The organism is Paraburkholderia sp. GAS206C (assembly GCF_050435645.1).
Taxonomy (GTDB): domain Bacteria; phylum Pseudomonadota; class Gammaproteobacteria; order Burkholderiales; family Burkholderiaceae; genus Paraburkholderia; species Paraburkholderia phenazinium_B.
The window spans coordinates 356,456-372,024 of sequence record NZ_JBNDKR010000002.1 but is presented as its reverse complement, the minus strand read 5'-3'; the positions used below and the strand labels follow the sequence as shown (position 1 = coordinate 372,024).

15 protein-coding genes are annotated in these 15,569 nt (G+C 57.9%); 7 read left to right on the top strand and 8 right to left on the bottom strand.

The window, feature by feature from the left end; all coding sequences use genetic code 11:
• Positions 1 to 91: 91 nt before the first annotated feature.
• The 3 genes from P3T20_RS06060 to P3T20_RS06050 all read right to left on the bottom strand — a co-directional run bounded on the left by P3T20_RS06060 (position 92) and on the right by P3T20_RS06050 (position 3,222).
• Positions 92 to 631, bottom strand: coding sequence for a GNAT family N-acetyltransferase (locus P3T20_RS06060; RefSeq protein WP_429286371.1), 540 nt, complete (start codon positions 629 to 631; stop codon positions 92 to 94).
• A 283-nt stretch (positions 632 to 914) separates the two neighbouring features.
• On the bottom strand, positions 915 to 1,529 hold the full coding sequence (locus P3T20_RS06055; protein WP_429286370.1) for a hypothetical protein: 615 nt from the start codon (positions 1,527 to 1,529) through the stop codon (positions 915 to 917).
• Positions 1,530 to 2,118: 589 nt separating this feature from the next.
• A complete protein-coding gene (locus P3T20_RS06050) occupies positions 2,119 to 3,222 on the bottom strand; it encodes an alpha/beta hydrolase (protein WP_429286369.1) in 1,104 nt (367 codons plus the stop codon).
• Positions 3,223 to 3,523: 301 nt separating this feature from the next.
• On the opposite strand from P3T20_RS06050, the gene P3T20_RS06045 reads away from it, so the two are divergent.
• Both P3T20_RS06045 and P3T20_RS06040 read left to right on the top strand, forming a co-directional pair.
• Positions 3,524 to 4,144 carry an MCP four helix bundle domain-containing protein gene (locus tag P3T20_RS06045; RefSeq protein WP_429286368.1) on the top strand — a complete coding sequence of 207 codons (621 nt, stop codon included), beginning with the start codon at positions 3,524 to 3,526 and terminating at the stop codon, positions 4,142 to 4,144.
• Between the two features lie 521 nt (positions 4,145 to 4,665).
• On the top strand, positions 4,666 to 5,391 hold the full coding sequence (locus P3T20_RS06040) for a hypothetical protein (RefSeq protein ID WP_429286367.1): 726 nt from the start codon (positions 4,666 to 4,668) through the stop codon (positions 5,389 to 5,391).
• Positions 5,392 to 5,588: 197 nt separating this feature from the next.
• On the opposite strand, the gene P3T20_RS06035 is transcribed toward P3T20_RS06040, so the two are convergent.
• Positions 5,589 to 6,374 carry a lysozyme inhibitor LprI family protein gene (locus P3T20_RS06035; protein ID WP_429286366.1) on the bottom strand — a complete coding sequence of 262 codons (786 nt, stop codon included), beginning with the start codon at positions 6,372 to 6,374 and terminating at the stop codon, positions 5,589 to 5,591.
• Between the two features lie 151 nt (positions 6,375 to 6,525).
• Between P3T20_RS06035 and P3T20_RS06030 the strand changes: the two genes are divergently transcribed.
• A complete protein-coding gene (locus tag P3T20_RS06030; RefSeq protein WP_429286365.1) occupies positions 6,526 to 7,200 on the top strand; it encodes a hypothetical protein in 675 nt (224 codons plus the stop codon).
• Between the two features lie 19 nt (positions 7,201 to 7,219).
• Positions 7,220 to 7,744, top strand: coding sequence for a hypothetical protein (locus P3T20_RS06025; protein ID WP_429286364.1), 525 nt, complete (start codon positions 7,220 to 7,222; stop codon positions 7,742 to 7,744).
• A 266-nt stretch (positions 7,745 to 8,010) separates the two neighbouring features.
• On the opposite strand, the gene P3T20_RS06020 is transcribed toward P3T20_RS06025, so the two are convergent.
• From P3T20_RS06020 to P3T20_RS06010, 3 genes are all read right to left on the bottom strand, one after another.
• The gene (locus P3T20_RS06020) at positions 8,011 to 8,322 is read right to left on the bottom strand and encodes a hypothetical protein (RefSeq protein ID WP_429286363.1); all 312 of its coding nucleotides are present in this window, start codon (positions 8,320 to 8,322) and stop codon (positions 8,011 to 8,013) included.
• Positions 8,323 to 8,705: 383 nt separating this feature from the next.
• Positions 8,706 to 9,185 (bottom strand): alpha/beta hydrolase, encoded by a 480-nt coding sequence (locus P3T20_RS06015; protein WP_429286362.1) that lies wholly within the window; start codon positions 9,183 to 9,185, stop codon positions 8,706 to 8,708.
• A gap of 372 nt (positions 9,186 to 9,557) precedes the next feature.
• A complete protein-coding gene (locus P3T20_RS06010) occupies positions 9,558 to 10,139 on the bottom strand; it encodes a hypothetical protein (protein WP_429286361.1) in 582 nt (193 codons plus the stop codon).
• Between the two features lie 306 nt (positions 10,140 to 10,445).
• On the opposite strand from P3T20_RS06010, the gene P3T20_RS06005 reads away from it, so the two are divergent.
• A complete protein-coding gene (locus tag P3T20_RS06005) occupies positions 10,446 to 11,216 on the top strand; it encodes a molybdate ABC transporter substrate-binding protein (RefSeq protein ID WP_429286360.1) in 771 nt (256 codons plus the stop codon).
• 246 nt (positions 11,217 to 11,462) lie between these two features.
• Complete coding sequence (locus P3T20_RS06000; protein WP_429286359.1) at positions 11,463 to 13,694, top strand: alpha/beta hydrolase domain-containing protein; 2,232 nt, start codon at positions 11,463 to 11,465, stop codon at positions 13,692 to 13,694.
• Between the two features lie 212 nt (positions 13,695 to 13,906).
• Here the strand turns inward: P3T20_RS06000 and P3T20_RS05995 are convergent, their stop codons facing one another.
• The gene (locus P3T20_RS05995) at positions 13,907 to 14,083 is read right to left on the bottom strand and encodes an NIPSNAP family protein (protein WP_429286358.1); all 177 of its coding nucleotides are present in this window, start codon (positions 14,081 to 14,083) and stop codon (positions 13,907 to 13,909) included.
• A gap of 820 nt (positions 14,084 to 14,903) precedes the next feature.
• Between P3T20_RS05995 and P3T20_RS05990 the strand changes: the two genes are divergently transcribed.
• Positions 14,904 to 15,413 (top strand): hypothetical protein, encoded by a 510-nt coding sequence (locus P3T20_RS05990; protein ID WP_429286357.1) that lies wholly within the window; start codon positions 14,904 to 14,906, stop codon positions 15,411 to 15,413.
• The last annotated feature ends 156 nt before the right edge of the window (positions 15,414 to 15,569 follow it).

The following is a 15,569-nucleotide window of genomic DNA, read 5'->3' as shown; positions in this document are numbered from 1 at the left end:
GAGAGTGATGGTCGCGGCCTCAGCCCGACAGTCGCCGGTTGTGGGAGGATGAACTCATCGTCTTGCGACGCGCCGGATCACACATTGGTTCCTAGGGCGAATAATGATATTCATCGCTGATAGAGCCCTTGAGCTCGTCAGCATTCTGCACGTGCCGAGTGAATACAAAACCAAGGGATTCGACGAGTCGAATTGACGCTACATTCCGTGTGTCGATTTCCGCATTGGACTGAACTATGCCGTAGGCTTTGCGAAGAGCAGGGAGGAGTACGTCTAAAGCTTCCCTTGCATAGCCTTGACGTTGACTCGGCGAAAATATGAAATACGCGATAAAAGCCTCTTCTGAATTCAGGTTGACCGTCGCCTGAACATAGCCGTGCGCTTTGCCATCAAGGCCAATTAGCGCCCGGTTCAACCAAGCCTCGGTACCATCAGGAGAGCGGCGGTTTTCAAGCTTCCGATATCTGGCCGCCAAATCTTCCAGTTTTGTCGGCGGCTCTTGCGGAATGTAACGATACCCAACGGGGTCGGCAAGTCCGTCAAACATTACTGCTGCATGGCTTGCGACAAGAGTCTCAAGCCTGATACGTGGTGTCAACAGAATTGAAGAATCAAAAGGTGTCGTGGTCAAGGATGTCCACTCGTTAGTTTTTGAAGGTCTGTTCAAAAACGTGGTACAGCCATTCGAACGACAAGATAATATCGCGCGCGAATGGCTGTTGCTGGCCGCGACTGCCTCACGCAAAGGGCATAAGTGATTCGGACTACGCACGTCTGCGATCATCCAACACGCGTCCCGATGTGGTCTCCTGGGTTTATCCAGAGCGCTCATTGCCCGTGCGTGCGGTCCCGTAGACCTACTATTCCGAACGTCGCTAGCTAGCGGGCAGGTCATCTATGCGACCGCCAACCGATTACATCGGCGGAACGACTCCATCCTTTTCGACCACCACGCGCTGCGCCACAAACGCACCCTGCGATGCGGCCGTCGCAACGACATACACCTTCTTTCCCGCAGTCAGGTCGGTGCGTGCGGCCGGCGTGAAAGTCACGACGGGTACGTTGGGCGGCACGGTCACCTCATTGCTGCCGCCTTTGTACGACAGCGTCAGGTTCCGGCCGCTGGTACCCTGAACGACCGTGTCGACGTTCGCATTCGTCATCGAGCTGTTCGGACCCAGGTCCCACGCGTAGTGACCTTCACCCGTGCCGCGCGCGGATTCCGGGAAGACATGCACTTCGGTGGCCGTCAGTTTGCCGTCAGTGCCGGTGATCGTGGTCGTGCCGACGAACGAGCCCTGTTTGATGTCGGCAAGCTGCATAAGTTTGACTGCCGACACACTGACGGCTGGTTTCAAATCGACCGTAACGGTATCGCCGCTACGGCGATGCACTGTCAGGACGTCGCCGTTGAGTGAGACGATCTCGCCTCGGATGCGCGACAGTTTGCTGGCGGGCATCTGAGCGAGCGCGTCCCCGGCAAAAGCCAGCGCGGCGAGGGTAATGCCAAGTTTCAAACGGATAGACATGGATGCTCCATAAAGGACTGTTGAGCTGAGAGTGGCCTAATGCACATCAGGAAACCGAACCAGTTGTGCCCTGGCCGTCCTGGTAACCACTGGGATATTCGTTCCGGCGATTGATGAGGCTGCCCATTGTCAGAAAGGCCAAGGCGCGGCCTTGCGATTCGTTGTCGCCTACAGCACGCGCGTCGCGAGACCGATGAGCAAAAATGGGCCACCTGGTAAGTCGGACTCCTGGCCGGACGCGACCAGGCAGAGTCACCGTAGGTAAACATCAACAGCGCGCAACTATTCCATTGCACGACAAATGATTTTTCTTACAAGCGGCCGACGCTTCGACTGCATGCGCGGCGTTGTGACCGATAGCCCCAGTTGGTCCATGTTTCGAACGCAGGGATTAGAGTCAGGCACGAACCAGAACCGCGCATTGATGGTCGGGCGGTGCCGCACCTGTACCCATGCAGGACTTTCCGCTGCGGGAGACGGAAAGATCCTGCGCGCAACCGCTACTCTCAACTGCCACGAACAACCAGTATTATCCAGTTGTTCGTGTAGCCACGCCTGGGCCGGCCGCCTGACACGAAAGACCGAAGGACTACTTGGCCAGGTACTGATCGAAAAATTCAGTGATCTCGTGGAAAGCTTCCTTGGTTTCCGGCGCAGTGGGATCGGAGAGGTATTGCGCATGCGAGAAACCTTCGAAGACCTCTAGCTCGGCGCGCACGCCTGCTTCGCGTAGTTTGCGGTGGGTGCGTACGGTGTTGGAGAGAAACAGATCGCGCGTGCCGGTCGTCAGAATGGTGGGGGGGAAGCCATGGAAATCGCCGTAAATCGGGGATAGCTGGGGATCCTTCAAGTCGTGGCCATTCGCATACAGGGCTGCAGCGTGACTAAGGTAACCGCTGTAGCTTACCAAAACGTTGTCCACCCATTCATTCGTTTTATAGCTATCGCCCGTCTCCGTCAAGTCGGCCCAAGGCGTGCCAGGAGCGATGGCGGCGGGCAGCGGCAAGCCTTCCTGCTTGGCGCGCAAAATCATAGCCAGCGTCATTCCGCCGCCAGTCGACGTGCCCACGATTGCCATGCGTCGCGGGCTTTGCATTTTCAGTGCGGCCTTCCAGACGGCCATGGCATCGTCCATCGCCGCGGGGTAGGGCGCGTCCGGAGGCATGCGGTAATCAAATTCGATGACCTTGTAGCCGCCGTACGCTGCCATCAGCATCGCTTCGGCGGTGCCCGACTCGCCCGGACCATAGACATATCCCCCGCCGTGAACATTGATGATTAACTGGTTGCGATGGGCGGCCGGCATAGACTTGGGAGTAAAGATGAAACCTTTCACCCCACCGATCACTGTAGGCTTCATAGTCACTCCGAGCATGGCACGTGCTTTGGTTAATCCGGGCAGCGAAGCATCGGCCAGTTTCTTGACCAGCGCGCGCCATTCACCGGCAGTTGCAGGGTTGGCATTCCAGGCTGGCAAGCGGTAGGGTGCGGCGATTAACGCCTGGGCAGCCGGCCCGACGTCGGTCGGCACGGGCACCACCTTAGCCGGCACGGAACGCGGCCCTGCCACCGCGTTGGCGGCATTCTGCGACGTTTCCAGAGGCGGCGGGGTGGCTTGCTGGGCACTTGCGGTATGGTTTAAGGCGAGGGCGAAACAGAAAGCTAAGGCAATCGGGCAAGCAACACGTATCATTTCGTCTCCTGGTTAATAAGTAGATTTGTATGAATGGCGAACTATCCAGCGACTACCGGTTCGTCCAGTGCCAACTTGAACGACCGAGTATACGAAATGACCATCAAATATAATTATCTATAGAGAATAGAATTTACTTCTAGCGTGGTATTTATTGGCACTGCAGGCGGACAGCGGCCGCGACTGCATCGCGCGTCTTTTTCGCCCGTGCGCTACGCGGTCGCGCCGCCTTCTGACCGGTCGAGATGCGCGTCGGCCGGCTCTTCTACGAAATCCCATATCCGATGGCTCGCAGAGCAATATGTTTGTCTTTAACAAACTTTTCTGGCCGGTACTCGGCATATCCCTGCCTCATCCTGCTGTAGTTGTTGAGACATTTTCCGGAAACGTATCCATTGATTGTTTTGCGATCTCTTTATATCGGCTTTTAATTTTGGGTTTTCCCGAAAAAAACTCACCTAACCTTTCCAGAGTCAAAAAAATGGGCGGCTTTCTGCAAACAATCAGATTCAAGATCGTGCTGGCGCTTGGGCTTTGCGTCGCCCTGATGGCGACGATCGGGCTATTCGGTATTGGCGGCCTGTCCAACCTGAATTCGAACATGAGCGAGACGTATTCCGAGGCGATGCTCCCGATTGCGTATCTTGCGAATGTGCGAGGGGCCGAGTTCAGCCTGCGGAGCAAGCTCAGGGCACTGGCAATGACCCACACGTCTGAGTCTGCCGCAAAAATACTCCCGGAACTGGATGAGGACATGGCCATCATCAACAAGGTATGGCCCGACTACTATCCAGCGAAGGTATCGAGTGAGAAAGAACGCGCGGTCGCAGACAAGATCGCCCACGATGGGACCGCTGGTCGGTCACGTCACACCCACGCTCGACGATCCGGAAACCGCACCGAAGGAACTCGAAGGCCTTAAGTACACCGGCAACCAATCCAGCGCGGACGCTCAGAGCCCGGCGGCGGACAAGAGCAAGCTTTAACCGCCGCTGGCATTTGCCATCGAGCATATGCAGGCAGCAGGTAAGATCTGCCTGCCGCAGCATGCTCTTGCAATTCCACCTGACGTTACGAACTGCTCTGTCGCGATAGTCAACCAGCAATTGTCTCGGAGGATTGTCAACGCTTTTGCCACCTGCGTCGGATAACAGCCGACAGTGCGGTATATCCCTGAACCTCGCATCGCCACTCGGATCGGCCGCATACCGGTGCGGAGATGATTTGATGCGCCCTGAATATGTGACGAGAAAAACACTTCGTTGTGCACACCAGGCTTATCGCATGTGCCATTATTGCGATCCTGTTAGTCCGCTTTCTCTCATGCATCGACATTGCCGCGGCGCTATGGATCGGGTATCCGAATCTTTCTGCTCCTCGCAGGCGAACCGCGGTGATGCCTGGCTTAAAACTCACTAAACAACATACGGACCTCCTGTGCGAATGACCCGTTTCGCTATTCCGCTTCTTGCACTCGTCCTCGGATTTTCTTCGACTGCCGCCTTTGCCGAGTCTACGTTGCACGTGGACATCGAAGCGGCGAATCTTGATGTGAATCGGAATCGCGTCTCCCTCCTTGTGAAGGTGACAGATAACAGTTCAGATAAAGACAACTCTGGCAGGATCACCACGTCGTTACCTCCGCCGGGAAGTTGTTCTTCAAACTTCAAGGACGACGTGCAATTCGTTGTCGGCTCCTGTTTCGCGGTGCAACTTCGGGACACCGGCATTCCGGTCGAGTCGGTGAAGGTGCGTGTACTTGATACGCATGGTGCCAGCAACTATGCGGTGCTGACATGGAAGTCCAACATCACGCTGCCCTTATTCCAACGATCAATCAAGCTTATCGTCGGCGTCGCGAACGGGTGGTATTCGGATAACCCGGACACGGATTTTGTGCTCTCGGACGTTCCATCATTCAATCCGAACCGGCCGTATGCCTTTCTGCTGAGACGTGATGACAGCGCACTGAATTTGGCCTATCAGAATGCCATGTCCCGTTTCTCCGGGAAGGACTCCGACAGAAAAACGGCGTCGTTACGGATCGAGGAGCGTGTATGGGTAAGCCACAAGGAGAACGACTGTCGCGAAGCGAGCGACCCGGATCGCTGCCATTGGCTCGCGACGGTCGATCGACTGGATGACATCAGCGACGTCGGCCAGGAGTAACGGCCCTCTCGTGCGACCCGCACAGAAACTGGTAACCAGTTACGGCCGATATCCGCGACAACCCGGAACGGCGACGGTCGTTGTTGTGTCCAGCGGCCGCAACAAGAGTGCTGACATTGACCTTCAGACGCGTATTACAAATCGCGGGTGTGTCGAACGACGCAAGGCCTCGCACAGTCGCTTGGCGACGCTAGTGTCTATTTCGTAAACCGGATCGACTCCACGCTGCGCGCGGTGTCTGCGTCGTCACCAATTGACCCTTCCGTGTCGACAACAACTGCCCGTGTGCTGTTACTGATAACCGCATTGAAGCAACCACCGGTATGCGGGCCGGATTCAGGGTCGAAAACTTCGCAGGCACGAGTAATTCGCATGCCCTTCCAGCCGCGACCACTAAAGGTTTCGACTTCCTCGGCAACACCGGGACCGCCGACAGCGACCCATTTACCGTCATCGAGTGCGAATCCGCCTTGATCTGTAGCGACTTTCTCCAAGGTACCATTTGCCACTTCAAACGCAATAATATAGTCGCTGATGCCCATATTTCTCCCCACCAATGCCACGCAGCGCTGGTCGAATCGTCGTGGACAAGGTTTTTTGACCTCGCGATTCCCGAGGTACTCGAATGAAACGCCGAGGTCCGGGTCACTGTAGGTCTTCCATCCCGCCGGCTTAACGTTGTTGAGCGCCGCGAGTCGATCCGAATATGATTGCGCGAGACAGGCAACATCGGTGCAGCGGTTGCGCGTATTTATCCAGGCGCGTTGAGTTTGAAGAAGCGACGACTGGTCGGCTGCCTCGCTGAGCGTGGTCTCGAAATTGCGTCCCATCTGATCATCAAGATGACCGAGCTCCGCGTGATCACACACGAGATGCTCAACTTTGGTTTTGGCGCTACGGCAATCGAAGCTTGCGGCGTGCGCCCAACCGGTATGTAGCATCACGAGAATCACAAGGAAGCGTATATGAGTGACTTTTCGCATGATTGTCTAGTGTGAATCCAGCAAGCGATACCCTGCTGTCCGTTTATTTCCCTCGACGGCAGCGCCGACACACGATCCTCGGCAGAGAATACTCTTTCCATGAACTGGAAACCGGTGTTGATGCGCCGCCGACAGAATTTAGAGGTGGCAGATGAAGGTCTTCTTGCCTGTAACGCTTTTCTGGCGAATTGCCAGTCAGGGACAAAAACACGAAAACCGAGGGCTGGGTATGCCAGTTGGGCAGAGACTCCTTAAAGCAAACGCAATTGTCACTCTCACGATGGTCACTCAGTTGGCCATCGCATCCGCACTGGGTGACAGCCAGATCGGCTCAAAAAAGGACCTGGGAGCGGCATTGGAGAAAGCCGTCCAATGTGATAACAAAGACTGGGAGCGGGTCATGAGCGCGCTCGCAGCAGATGAAAAGACAGCAGGCCAGCTAGGTATAGCGGAAATCCAGGATACCTCGATGGAGACCGATTACGAACTGTCTCCCGGCATAAAAGTATTCGGTCTTGATGCAGCGAAGGTTGCCATGCTGACAGCGGGAACCGATTTCTTCTGGGTATATCTGGCGGGAAACTCCAGCGACTCGGGCAAACTTGCGAAGAGACTGCACATGCATGCTTACCCTCCGGATTCCATTGCCGTCGAACAGGAAGACATTCCATGCCCTCTCTATTACAAGAAAATATGCGAAGGTCGTCGGCAGAAAGGTGGTAGTTTTGTTGGAGAAAGCGAATCCGCAGAACTAGGTACAGTTGTGTCGCATGGTCAACGTCTGCTAGTGATTGGCTGTTCGTACTACAGCGGTGATCGAGGATGAGACCGAAGACAACCACACCATGAAGATCTCCCGGTTCATATGCTCAATCGTTCCCGGCCTCATCGCATGCATCGGCTGCCCGCTCGCGCTGGCAACGACCACATGTCCGCTGGATCACGTCGTTTTCACTGACCAGGATAGCGGTCGAACCTTCGTGGCAAAGCGCGTGGCGCAGGATTTGATCTATCGGTGCAACCATGCCGGCACACTGCAGACCTATCATTTCTCCAGGCACCAGCCCCGACTCGAGGGCATTAACGATTGCAGAGGCCCGTTTGGGGACACGATCGTGCAAGGCCGACTCGGAGATAAAACCGTGTTCGCCATCTATTCAACGGAAGCCGGCGCGCCGTGCTGCAGTTGGGACTCGTTTGCTGCAAGGGACAAGGCTGTCGTCGGCAAGCGCTTCGTCTGGCTGACCGGAACGGATGTTCGGCGCATCGAACTGAACGACCCTTGGTACAGTATTTCTAACACCCCGGTGCGGGGCCCGGTGACCGGGCCGCTCGCAGGTGGCGAATATGTTCCAGGCAAGTGCCGCTGAGTAGCCGCTGTCAACAACGCGATTTTGCAGACCCAGCAATCGGATGTTTCGGTTTGACCAAAACCGTGTCGAAACTCAAAGTCGCCCGGTTTTAGGAGTTGCTGTACCCCTCCCGAGATCGCAGGCGGGCCGTCCAAAACGATTTGCGCAGCCGGTAAAAAGCAGCGCTCGCACACAATGTGCGGAGCGCTACCGTCAGCGAAGGATCTTCAGGAAATCGATCGCTGAAACCCGGGTCTAACGAAACCCTAGAACGCAGTTCGAGTTCAATGAATAATGATCCGCTCGTTGGTGCGAACAGACCCTGGAGTACATCGCTCCGCGTGCGGAAAAACAGCCGGCAGCGGTGCCGGCCGCTCAGGTGCAACGCTGACAAGACTGGATTGACTGACGCGGCGCGGGTTCTTCGAGGAAGTTTGCACCGCGTTGAACAGTTGCAGCCGGTTTTTCTCCATGATGACCGTGTGCGTCCCTTCGCCGATCAGATCGTATTGCTTCCACGGGGTACCGGTCAGCAGCGGAAACAAGGCCTGCGACGTGTAAGGTGGCGTGTCCTGGTCCCACTGCGCCTGAACCATGAGCGTCGGCGCCGTGATCTTGCCCGGTCGTAGGTCGCCTTACCGGACATGTAGTAGCCGCGAATGTCTTGCGTCACGCCGTTGGGCGCACGCAGGGCTGGCGGGTTGGCCGATGCCGCCTTCGGATCCGTCGCCCACGTCGCCTGCTGCCACTTGTCGAACCAGCCGGGCGGAATCAGGTCCGCGCGCTTGTCCTCGGGCACTCCCTTGTACCAGCGTTCTTTCGCCATCTCCGCAGTGACCATGCGATACGCGCCGAGCTTGGCGGCATCGCTCGTTGGCGGCGCATCATGTGAGAGCCAAACCGATGCGTAAAGCACGAGGCGATTCACCTTCTCCGGCTGTGCGGCCGCGAAACCGCCGGCAATTGTCGTGCCCCACGACTATCCCATGACATCCAGCCTGGTCAGGTGTTTGCGCGCCAGCACCCAATCGACGACAGCGGCGTAGTCCTGCACCGCTTGTGCAGTCGTTTCCACGGGCTGCCCAGCGTCAGCCGGCTGGTCCATGGACGCAGGACGCGTTGAATGCCCGTAACCGGGAAGATCGAGCAAGTAGACATCGAAGCCGCGTCTAGCCATGTAATCCATCCACGACATGCCGTTCAGTTCGAGATCGAACGCCGTGCTGGCGGGATACGTGGCGCCGTGGACGAACACAAGCGTATGAGCGGCGTCAAAATGCGTTTGATTGGCCGGATGCTTGTTTCGGACATATATTTTTATGTCCGGCTGCGGCGATGCCACCATTGCTTCTTCGGTGACCAGCTTGACGGGCGCCGCGGCATAGGCGGATGTCGTTCTAGCTGCACCAGAAGTAAATGTAAGGATAACTGATGATTCAAGACAATGTGAGAACTTCATTTACGTCTCCGTAAGCCGTTTTTCCGGCCGTCTTTTTAGGATGGAGACGTCACCCTATCAAGACCTGAGACATCATGTGAGAAGGTACTAAAAACCGGGCACATCGACCGGCCCGGCATGAACCGCAGAGATGGCGTAGAAGGCCCGCACAACGATACGGATGGGTCGATCCCGGACAACAAGTGAGGCGCTAGCGATTGCAAATCGCTGCTCTGAGCAATTCAGAATTGCTAAAACATGTTGCCCCCTGTCGGGGGCGAAATCACTAAAACCTGCAAACTCAGCTTAGCCGGGCTTCACGTAAAAACTTGTCGTTCGTTATTCCAGCCGCAAGGCTGCGGCACAGGTAAACACGTTGAGAACAGTTTCTGATTACTTGACCCGCATCCAGTGAAGCTCTTTGCCCGCTTCGTGGAACTCCTTGAGAAATGCCGCGATCTCGACTTTTGTCACTTCAGGAACGGATTGCCTCGCGAACTCCGATTGCTCGCGCTGCGATAGCTGAAATTCCGCATGATGGACAGTGGATGACTCAACGCTACTAAGAGCAAGAATGTCGAAAGGAACACCCAGTAGTGTCGCGACGAAGAGGATGAACCGCTCGCCGACCGCGTGGGATGTCACTCTGCCGGGGATGCTCACCGAATAGTGGTGGACAAATCGGTCGTCCCGCTGCTTGATCGTGTACACCAATGCCAACCCAGCGGTTGTGATTCGTGCCCTAGGATCGTCCGCCGGGAGATATTCGCCGTCGCCATGCTCTAACGCGGCAGCCTTTACCTGCGCGACTATTCTGGCCACGTCTGCGAAATGCCTGTCGGCAAAGATACGGCGATAGCTGGAAACGCGCCACACGATGACGCCAGCAGCTAGCAAAGCTATGAATATCCAAGTCATCATCACAATGCAGATTCCGGTCAGTTGAGTGAACAGGATGCGGATGAAAGGGTGCATGCATCTACGCTAGCGTCCCTGTGCGATTCTCGACGATCGCGGGTTCGTTGTCGAACAGAGGAATCAACATCGTGTGCGTCGATGACCTTGACGTTGACGATGCGTTGAGTGCGCCGATTGACTATGGGAATGGCCTGCAAAACGATTGCGGCAATCCACCATCGGAAACCCTGCATCTTTGACTCTGTCAACGATCTGTCTGCCGGGGTGGAGTGTCCCTTGCTAGCCTTACCCAGTCAGCGGCCAGAGCGGCGGTTGCATGCGTGCCTATAAAATGCAACGAGACCTATAGGGAGTTCTATTGCAATGAAAGGCCAGGCGAAACTTTTGATCTGCGTACTGCTTGCCGCAACGCAACCAGCGCATGCAGCCGATGTGGTGGTGTTCTCGGCGGCGGCGATGAAAGGCGCCCTTGAGAACCTTCCTGAACAATATCTGGCGGCGAGCGGCGATCATGTGCGCCTGGTCTACGGTACCGCTGGCCAGATCCACGACCGGGCCGTGTCGGGCCAGGCTTTCGACCTAGTTATTCTCCCGCCCAAGCAGCTTGCGGATCTGGCCGCGCGCCACCTGGTGACGGAAGACTCGGAGAAAGACATCGCGCGCGTACGGCTCGGTCTTGCGGTGAAGACCGGCGCCGCCCTGCCTGGCATCGCGGATGAACACGCATTCGCGAAGGTCTTGCTCGACGCACCATCGATAGGCATGGCCGATCCGGCAACTGGCGCGACATCTGGAGTCTACCTGGCGAAGCTGATCGACCGTCTTGGACTCGGAGACAAAGTGGGACCTAAGATTAAATACTACCCGGAAGGGCAGACCGCGATGGAAGCCATAGCGCGAGACGAGGTGTCGGTCGGACTCGGGCAGATCAGCGAGATCAAGCCCGTTCATGGCGTCACCCTGGTCGGGCCGATCCCTGAAGACTTGCAGCTCAAGACGACCTATGCGGCGGGAACCAGCGTGAGCAGTGGGTCTCCGGATGGGGCGAGGAAGCTGCTTACCTGGCTCAGTGGACCCGCCGCGCAAGCTTCGTTGAAGGCAAATGGATTCGAGCCGGCAGCGCCCCCTAACTGAGCGTCTGCGAGCGTCGGTGCTTGCCATGGGTGTCAGGCCGGACGAGTCTACGCTCATAATCATGGGCGCCAAGATACGGCGCGCTGCAGCGAATACCACCGCCCACCCATCGTGAAGACTCCGTGTAGACTACGCGGGCATTGAGATTTATAGGCTGCACGTCAACCGAAAATGATCGCTTGAACGCGCGGGTATTTGCGGTGCTTCGTTAGCAAGTCAACCTCGCAGTGGGTCGGATAACCAGCTATGAAAACACGCGCATGGCAGGCCTTCACTCTCGCCGTTGTGCTCACCGCTTTCTGCGAGCGTGGTATCGCCACCCCGCCGCCAGTGGCTGTCTTCATTCAGAATTTCGAAATCCTTTCGGTTGCACCTGCGTATGGCGGTGCAACGCCGCCAGGCGCTACCGGACCGTACGAAGTCATTACTGCCGTCGCGCATGGCGAGCTTGATCCGAACAGCCCGGCGAATGCCCGCATCGCCGATCTGCGCAACGCGCCGCGCGAGGCGGACGGGCGCGTCGCCTACAGCACCGACGTCGTGATCCTGCGGCCAGTTCATGCCGCGGATGCGAAGCGCGTGCTGTTCTATGACGTCGTCAATCGCGGCAACAAGCTTGCTATTCCGTCGTTCATCGGTGGCGGTGCACTCACCGGCTCGGAGCCGCCGCCCGCCACCTTCCCCTCGCTGCTGCGCGGCGGTGTCACAGTAGTGTGGAGCGGCTGGCAGGGAGACCTGCCGCAGACTGGCACTCCAGCTATCGCCGCCGCCGCGCCGATTGGCACTGCGTTTCCCACCGCGCACGGCGATAAAGGCGCACCCATCACTGCGATCAGTCGCGAAGAATACATTCCTGACTATGCGGGCGGCGCGGCCAACACGATTGCGCTGTCCTATCCGCCGGCTGATCCTGCGGACCACGATTCCGTCACCCTCACCGCGCGGCAATCGTGGTTGACGCATTACGGCGCATCCGATCCTGGTGACCAGAGTTATGCCGCGCCCTCCGTGGCGGTCGCCGATTGGCACTATGCGCAGACGACGGATGGACACAGCACGGTAATCTTCACTCCGCCTGCCAGCGTCCCAGGACCAGACGAAAAACCGGTGCCAGCCGACGCCGGCACTATCTACAGCTTTGTCTATCGCGCACGTGATCCGCGGGTGAACGGAATCGGCTTCGCGGCGGTGCGCGATCTTATCTCTTTCCTGCGCTATGACCAGGTGGACGCCGAGGGTCACGCGAACCCGATCGCGGATCTGAAGTCTGCGCCCTGCGTTGCGGCATCATGTCCGGCGCATCCTCCGGCGACGGTGGATCTCGCAATCGGCGAAGGAATTTCGCAGTCCGGAAGATTTTTACGCGACTTCCTTTATCAGGGCTTCAATCGCGATGCGCACGGCCGCCGGGTGTTCGACGGGATGATGCCGATCATCTCCGGTTCGCGCCGTACCTGGATCAATAGCAGCTTTTCGCAGCCTGGCCGCTGGTCAAAACAACACGAGGACCATTGGCAACCTGGCGACCAGTTCCCGTTCGCCTACAACACCATCAAGGACCCGGTCAGCGGGCGCAGCGGCGGTGTGCTGCAGCGCTGCTCGGCGACGCACACCTGCCCGCGCATAATGCAGGTCGACGGCGCTTTTGAATGGTGGGGCGCACGCGCCTCGCTGGTGGTGACGGATGGGCGTGGCCACGATCTGAAGCTGCCGTCGAACGTTCGCTATTATCTGGTGCCGGGGACCATGCACGGTGGCGGGTCCGGCGTCGGCGACGGGCTCTTTACCATTCCGGCCGCGGGCAATCTCTGTCAGCTTCCGGCCAGCCCGGTAGCCGAAGCACCGGTGGAGCGCGCCCTTATCCCCGCATTGATCGACTGGGTCACTACGGGCAAAACGCCCCCGCCCTCGCAATATCCGAGCGTCGCCGACGGCACTGCGGTTGCACCCACTCGCGCCGCCACCGGCTTTCCCGATCTGAGCGATGTGATGGTCCCAAGCGGCGGCAAGCCAGTCGAGTTGCATATCGCGGAGATGGGCATGTTCAACCAGCTCTTCGTCACCGATTACAGCCGCGCGGTGCCGGTAGCGCAACTCGATAAACGCTATACCGCGCTGGTACCAAAGGTAGATGTCAACGGCAACGAGGTCGCGGGCGTGCTCGTGCCGGATGTGAAAGTGCCGGTTGCCACTTTCGCGGGATGGAACTTGCGCGGAGAGGATCACGCGGTAGGCGAGAGTTGTACGCTGAACGGCGGAGCCATTCCGCTTGCCGTGGACGAGGCGTCGCAGTCGGGCGGCCATGACAGCCGCGCCACGCTCGAATCGCTTTATGCCGGCCGCGCGGATTATCAGGCGAAGGTTGCGGCGGCTGCGCAGGCGCTCGTGAACGCTGGGTATCTGTTGCCGCTCGATGCGCAGAACGTCTTTGAGGCACAGGCCGCGACCATCTCTCCGATGCTTGTTCCGAAGCCTTGAGACAGCGCTGGGTTTCCTTCGGCTTTTTCCAGCAGCGAAAGCCTTATCTGCCGAATTCTTGAACCATGGCCTCCAGTTTCGGGGCGAAAAAGGAAGCGGGACGTAGTATGCGCGCCTCCTGATGTGCGATCAACGGCAACAACGTTTTTAGTACTACTTACCAGTCACTGTCAGCCATCATGCGATCACGGCACTGCATGCGTTGATTGATGTCATCGAACGCCCACAGATGAACGGACTTGATTGAGTGTGCCGATTTCGGACGAGTGGTACCCGATCAATTTTTGCAGATGCCTCGGCTGTATTTCCATCACCTCTTCTTCGTAGAGCTTCGGAAAGTCCTTTGTGCGTCCCGGATGCACGGTGTAGATGCGCTCTTCAACGAACATATCAACTCCTATAACTGAATTCGCCCACCTGTCACCGACTATTCAAACGCCTGTTCGTACAGCGCTTCGATATCAGTCTTCGTTGGCAGCTTTGGGTTATTGGCTGGACTGCCCGACGCCAACGCCTGTTCAGCCATCAGTGGCCCTTTTTCTTGCCAGCTTTGCAGACTTATTCCGAAAGCCCACTACAACGGGATCGCGACATCGCTCGTCAAGGAGGGATACAAGGCGAGGGTTATTTCGGTGGCTGAGGATGCGAGGGCGAACACGTTGCCTCATAGAGTCGGGCGCCGCGTGACGAAGTGGCATGGATCAGCTTCAAGACGTCACTGAAGGAGGACGAGAAGCAGGGTGTGCGGCTACTCATCGCGCAGGCGATCACGCTCTGTTGCCGGGAGGCGCCCGAGCCCGGCTACGCCGTCGCCTTTGTACGGATCGCTTCTCGTTGACTTGCCGCGGATCTGTGGAATTTGCAGGTTGCTCGCCAGCGTGTGTCCGTGCAGGGCGAACACGGCCAGACGGAAGAGTTCCTGGCAGTCAAGCGCGCACGCCGATTGATCCTGCGATCCAGGGTGCACCCCGGGCGATACATGCTCTCGATCTGGCAATTCATTGTCACGGCAATTACCATCCGCATTTCCGGAGCCCCCCGACTTGCATCTGCAAAACCGCATGAGAACCTGGATTTGTCACCGCACCGAAGCACGCGGTGACAGGACGGCCGGATAACAGGTTTCACCTGTTCCCGGCCCGTTGAACCACCGCGCACTTTGCGCACCGCCATCGTTGTCCGGCGGACTCTCAATGCCAGGGGAATCTCATGAAGCAGATCATCAGTCGCACCGTTATCGCCGCTGCATTCCTCGTGTCCACCAGCGTATTCGCCGGTACCACCAGCGCCCGACCCGTCACCGAGTTCGAGCTGATGGACGCCGGCCTCGGACCCGTCGATATCATCACTCCCGCCAATGCCGTATCCGGAGAAGACCGGCATCTTCAGTCGCTCGCTGTCAGCGTGCGGGACGAAGAGGGCAACGTGGTGGCCGGCGTCACCTGCACCCTCTCCAACGATCAGGGATCGTGGTCAGTGCGGGGAGGAGAAACAGTCGCAATCCGCCGCTCGACCAGCGAACTGCGCGCCACCTGCACAAAGGATGACCATGTCATCGCCTCCGCTGTCGTTCCCTCTGCACAGACACGGGTTCGGGTCGCGACCGGTCCGTTTGGTGGCGGGGTCATCGCCAATCTCCCGGCTTATCCCGTCGCACTCGACTTTGCCCCAGCCAATACCGCAGCAGCTGCGGCGGCCAGTCCGCTCGCCCAGCACTGAGCGCCGTTCCACAACTTTCGGGCCGCCGCTGCAGGTGGTCCACTTACCTGGGGTTTCGCCATGACCAGCCGACACAGGCTCTGGTGGGTATTCGTCGACGAGGTACGTGCGTTACTGCGCGACTACTTCCTTCCTCTGATCCAGCTCATCCGCTGG

Bases quoted from the DNA above. Each gene is read 5' to 3' on its own strand.
- P3T20_RS06055 (WP_429286370.1), bottom strand. From the start codon at position 1,529: ATGTCTATCCGTTTGAAACTTGGCATTACCCTCGCCGCGCTGGCTTTT.
- P3T20_RS06050 (WP_429286369.1), bottom strand. From the start codon at position 3,222: ATGATACGTGTTGCTTGCCCGATTGCCTTAGCTTTCTGTTTCGCCCTC.
- P3T20_RS06045 (WP_429286368.1), top strand. From the start codon at position 3,524: ATGTTTGTCTTTAACAAACTTTTCTGGCCGGTACTCGGCATATCCCTG.
- P3T20_RS06040 (WP_429286367.1), top strand. From the start codon at position 4,666: ATGACCCGTTTCGCTATTCCGCTTCTTGCACTCGTCCTCGGATTTTCT.
- P3T20_RS06035 (WP_429286366.1), bottom strand. From the start codon at position 6,374: ATGCGAAAAGTCACTCATATACGCTTCCTTGTGATTCTCGTGATGCTA.
- P3T20_RS06030 (WP_429286365.1), top strand. From the start codon at position 6,526: ATGAAGGTCTTCTTGCCTGTAACGCTTTTCTGGCGAATTGCCAGTCAG.
- P3T20_RS06025 (WP_429286364.1), top strand. From the start codon at position 7,220: ATGAAGATCTCCCGGTTCATATGCTCAATCGTTCCCGGCCTCATCGCA.
- P3T20_RS06020 (WP_429286363.1), bottom strand. From the start codon at position 8,322: ATGGTTCAGGCGCAGTGGGACCAGGACACGCCACCTTACACGTCGCAG.
- P3T20_RS06015 (WP_429286362.1), bottom strand. From the start codon at position 9,185: ATGAAGTTCTCACATTGTCTTGAATCATCAGTTATCCTTACATTTACT.
- P3T20_RS06010 (WP_429286361.1), bottom strand. From the start codon at position 10,139: ATGCACCCTTTCATCCGCATCCTGTTCACTCAACTGACCGGAATCTGC.
- P3T20_RS06005 (WP_429286360.1), top strand. From the start codon at position 10,446: ATGAAAGGCCAGGCGAAACTTTTGATCTGCGTACTGCTTGCCGCAACG.
- P3T20_RS06000 (WP_429286359.1), top strand. From the start codon at position 11,463: ATGAAAACACGCGCATGGCAGGCCTTCACTCTCGCCGTTGTGCTCACC.
- P3T20_RS05995 (WP_429286358.1), bottom strand. From the start codon at position 14,083: ATGTTCGTTGAAGAGCGCATCTACACCGTGCATCCGGGACGCACAAAG.
- P3T20_RS05990 (WP_429286357.1), top strand. From the start codon at position 14,904: ATGAAGCAGATCATCAGTCGCACCGTTATCGCCGCTGCATTCCTCGTG.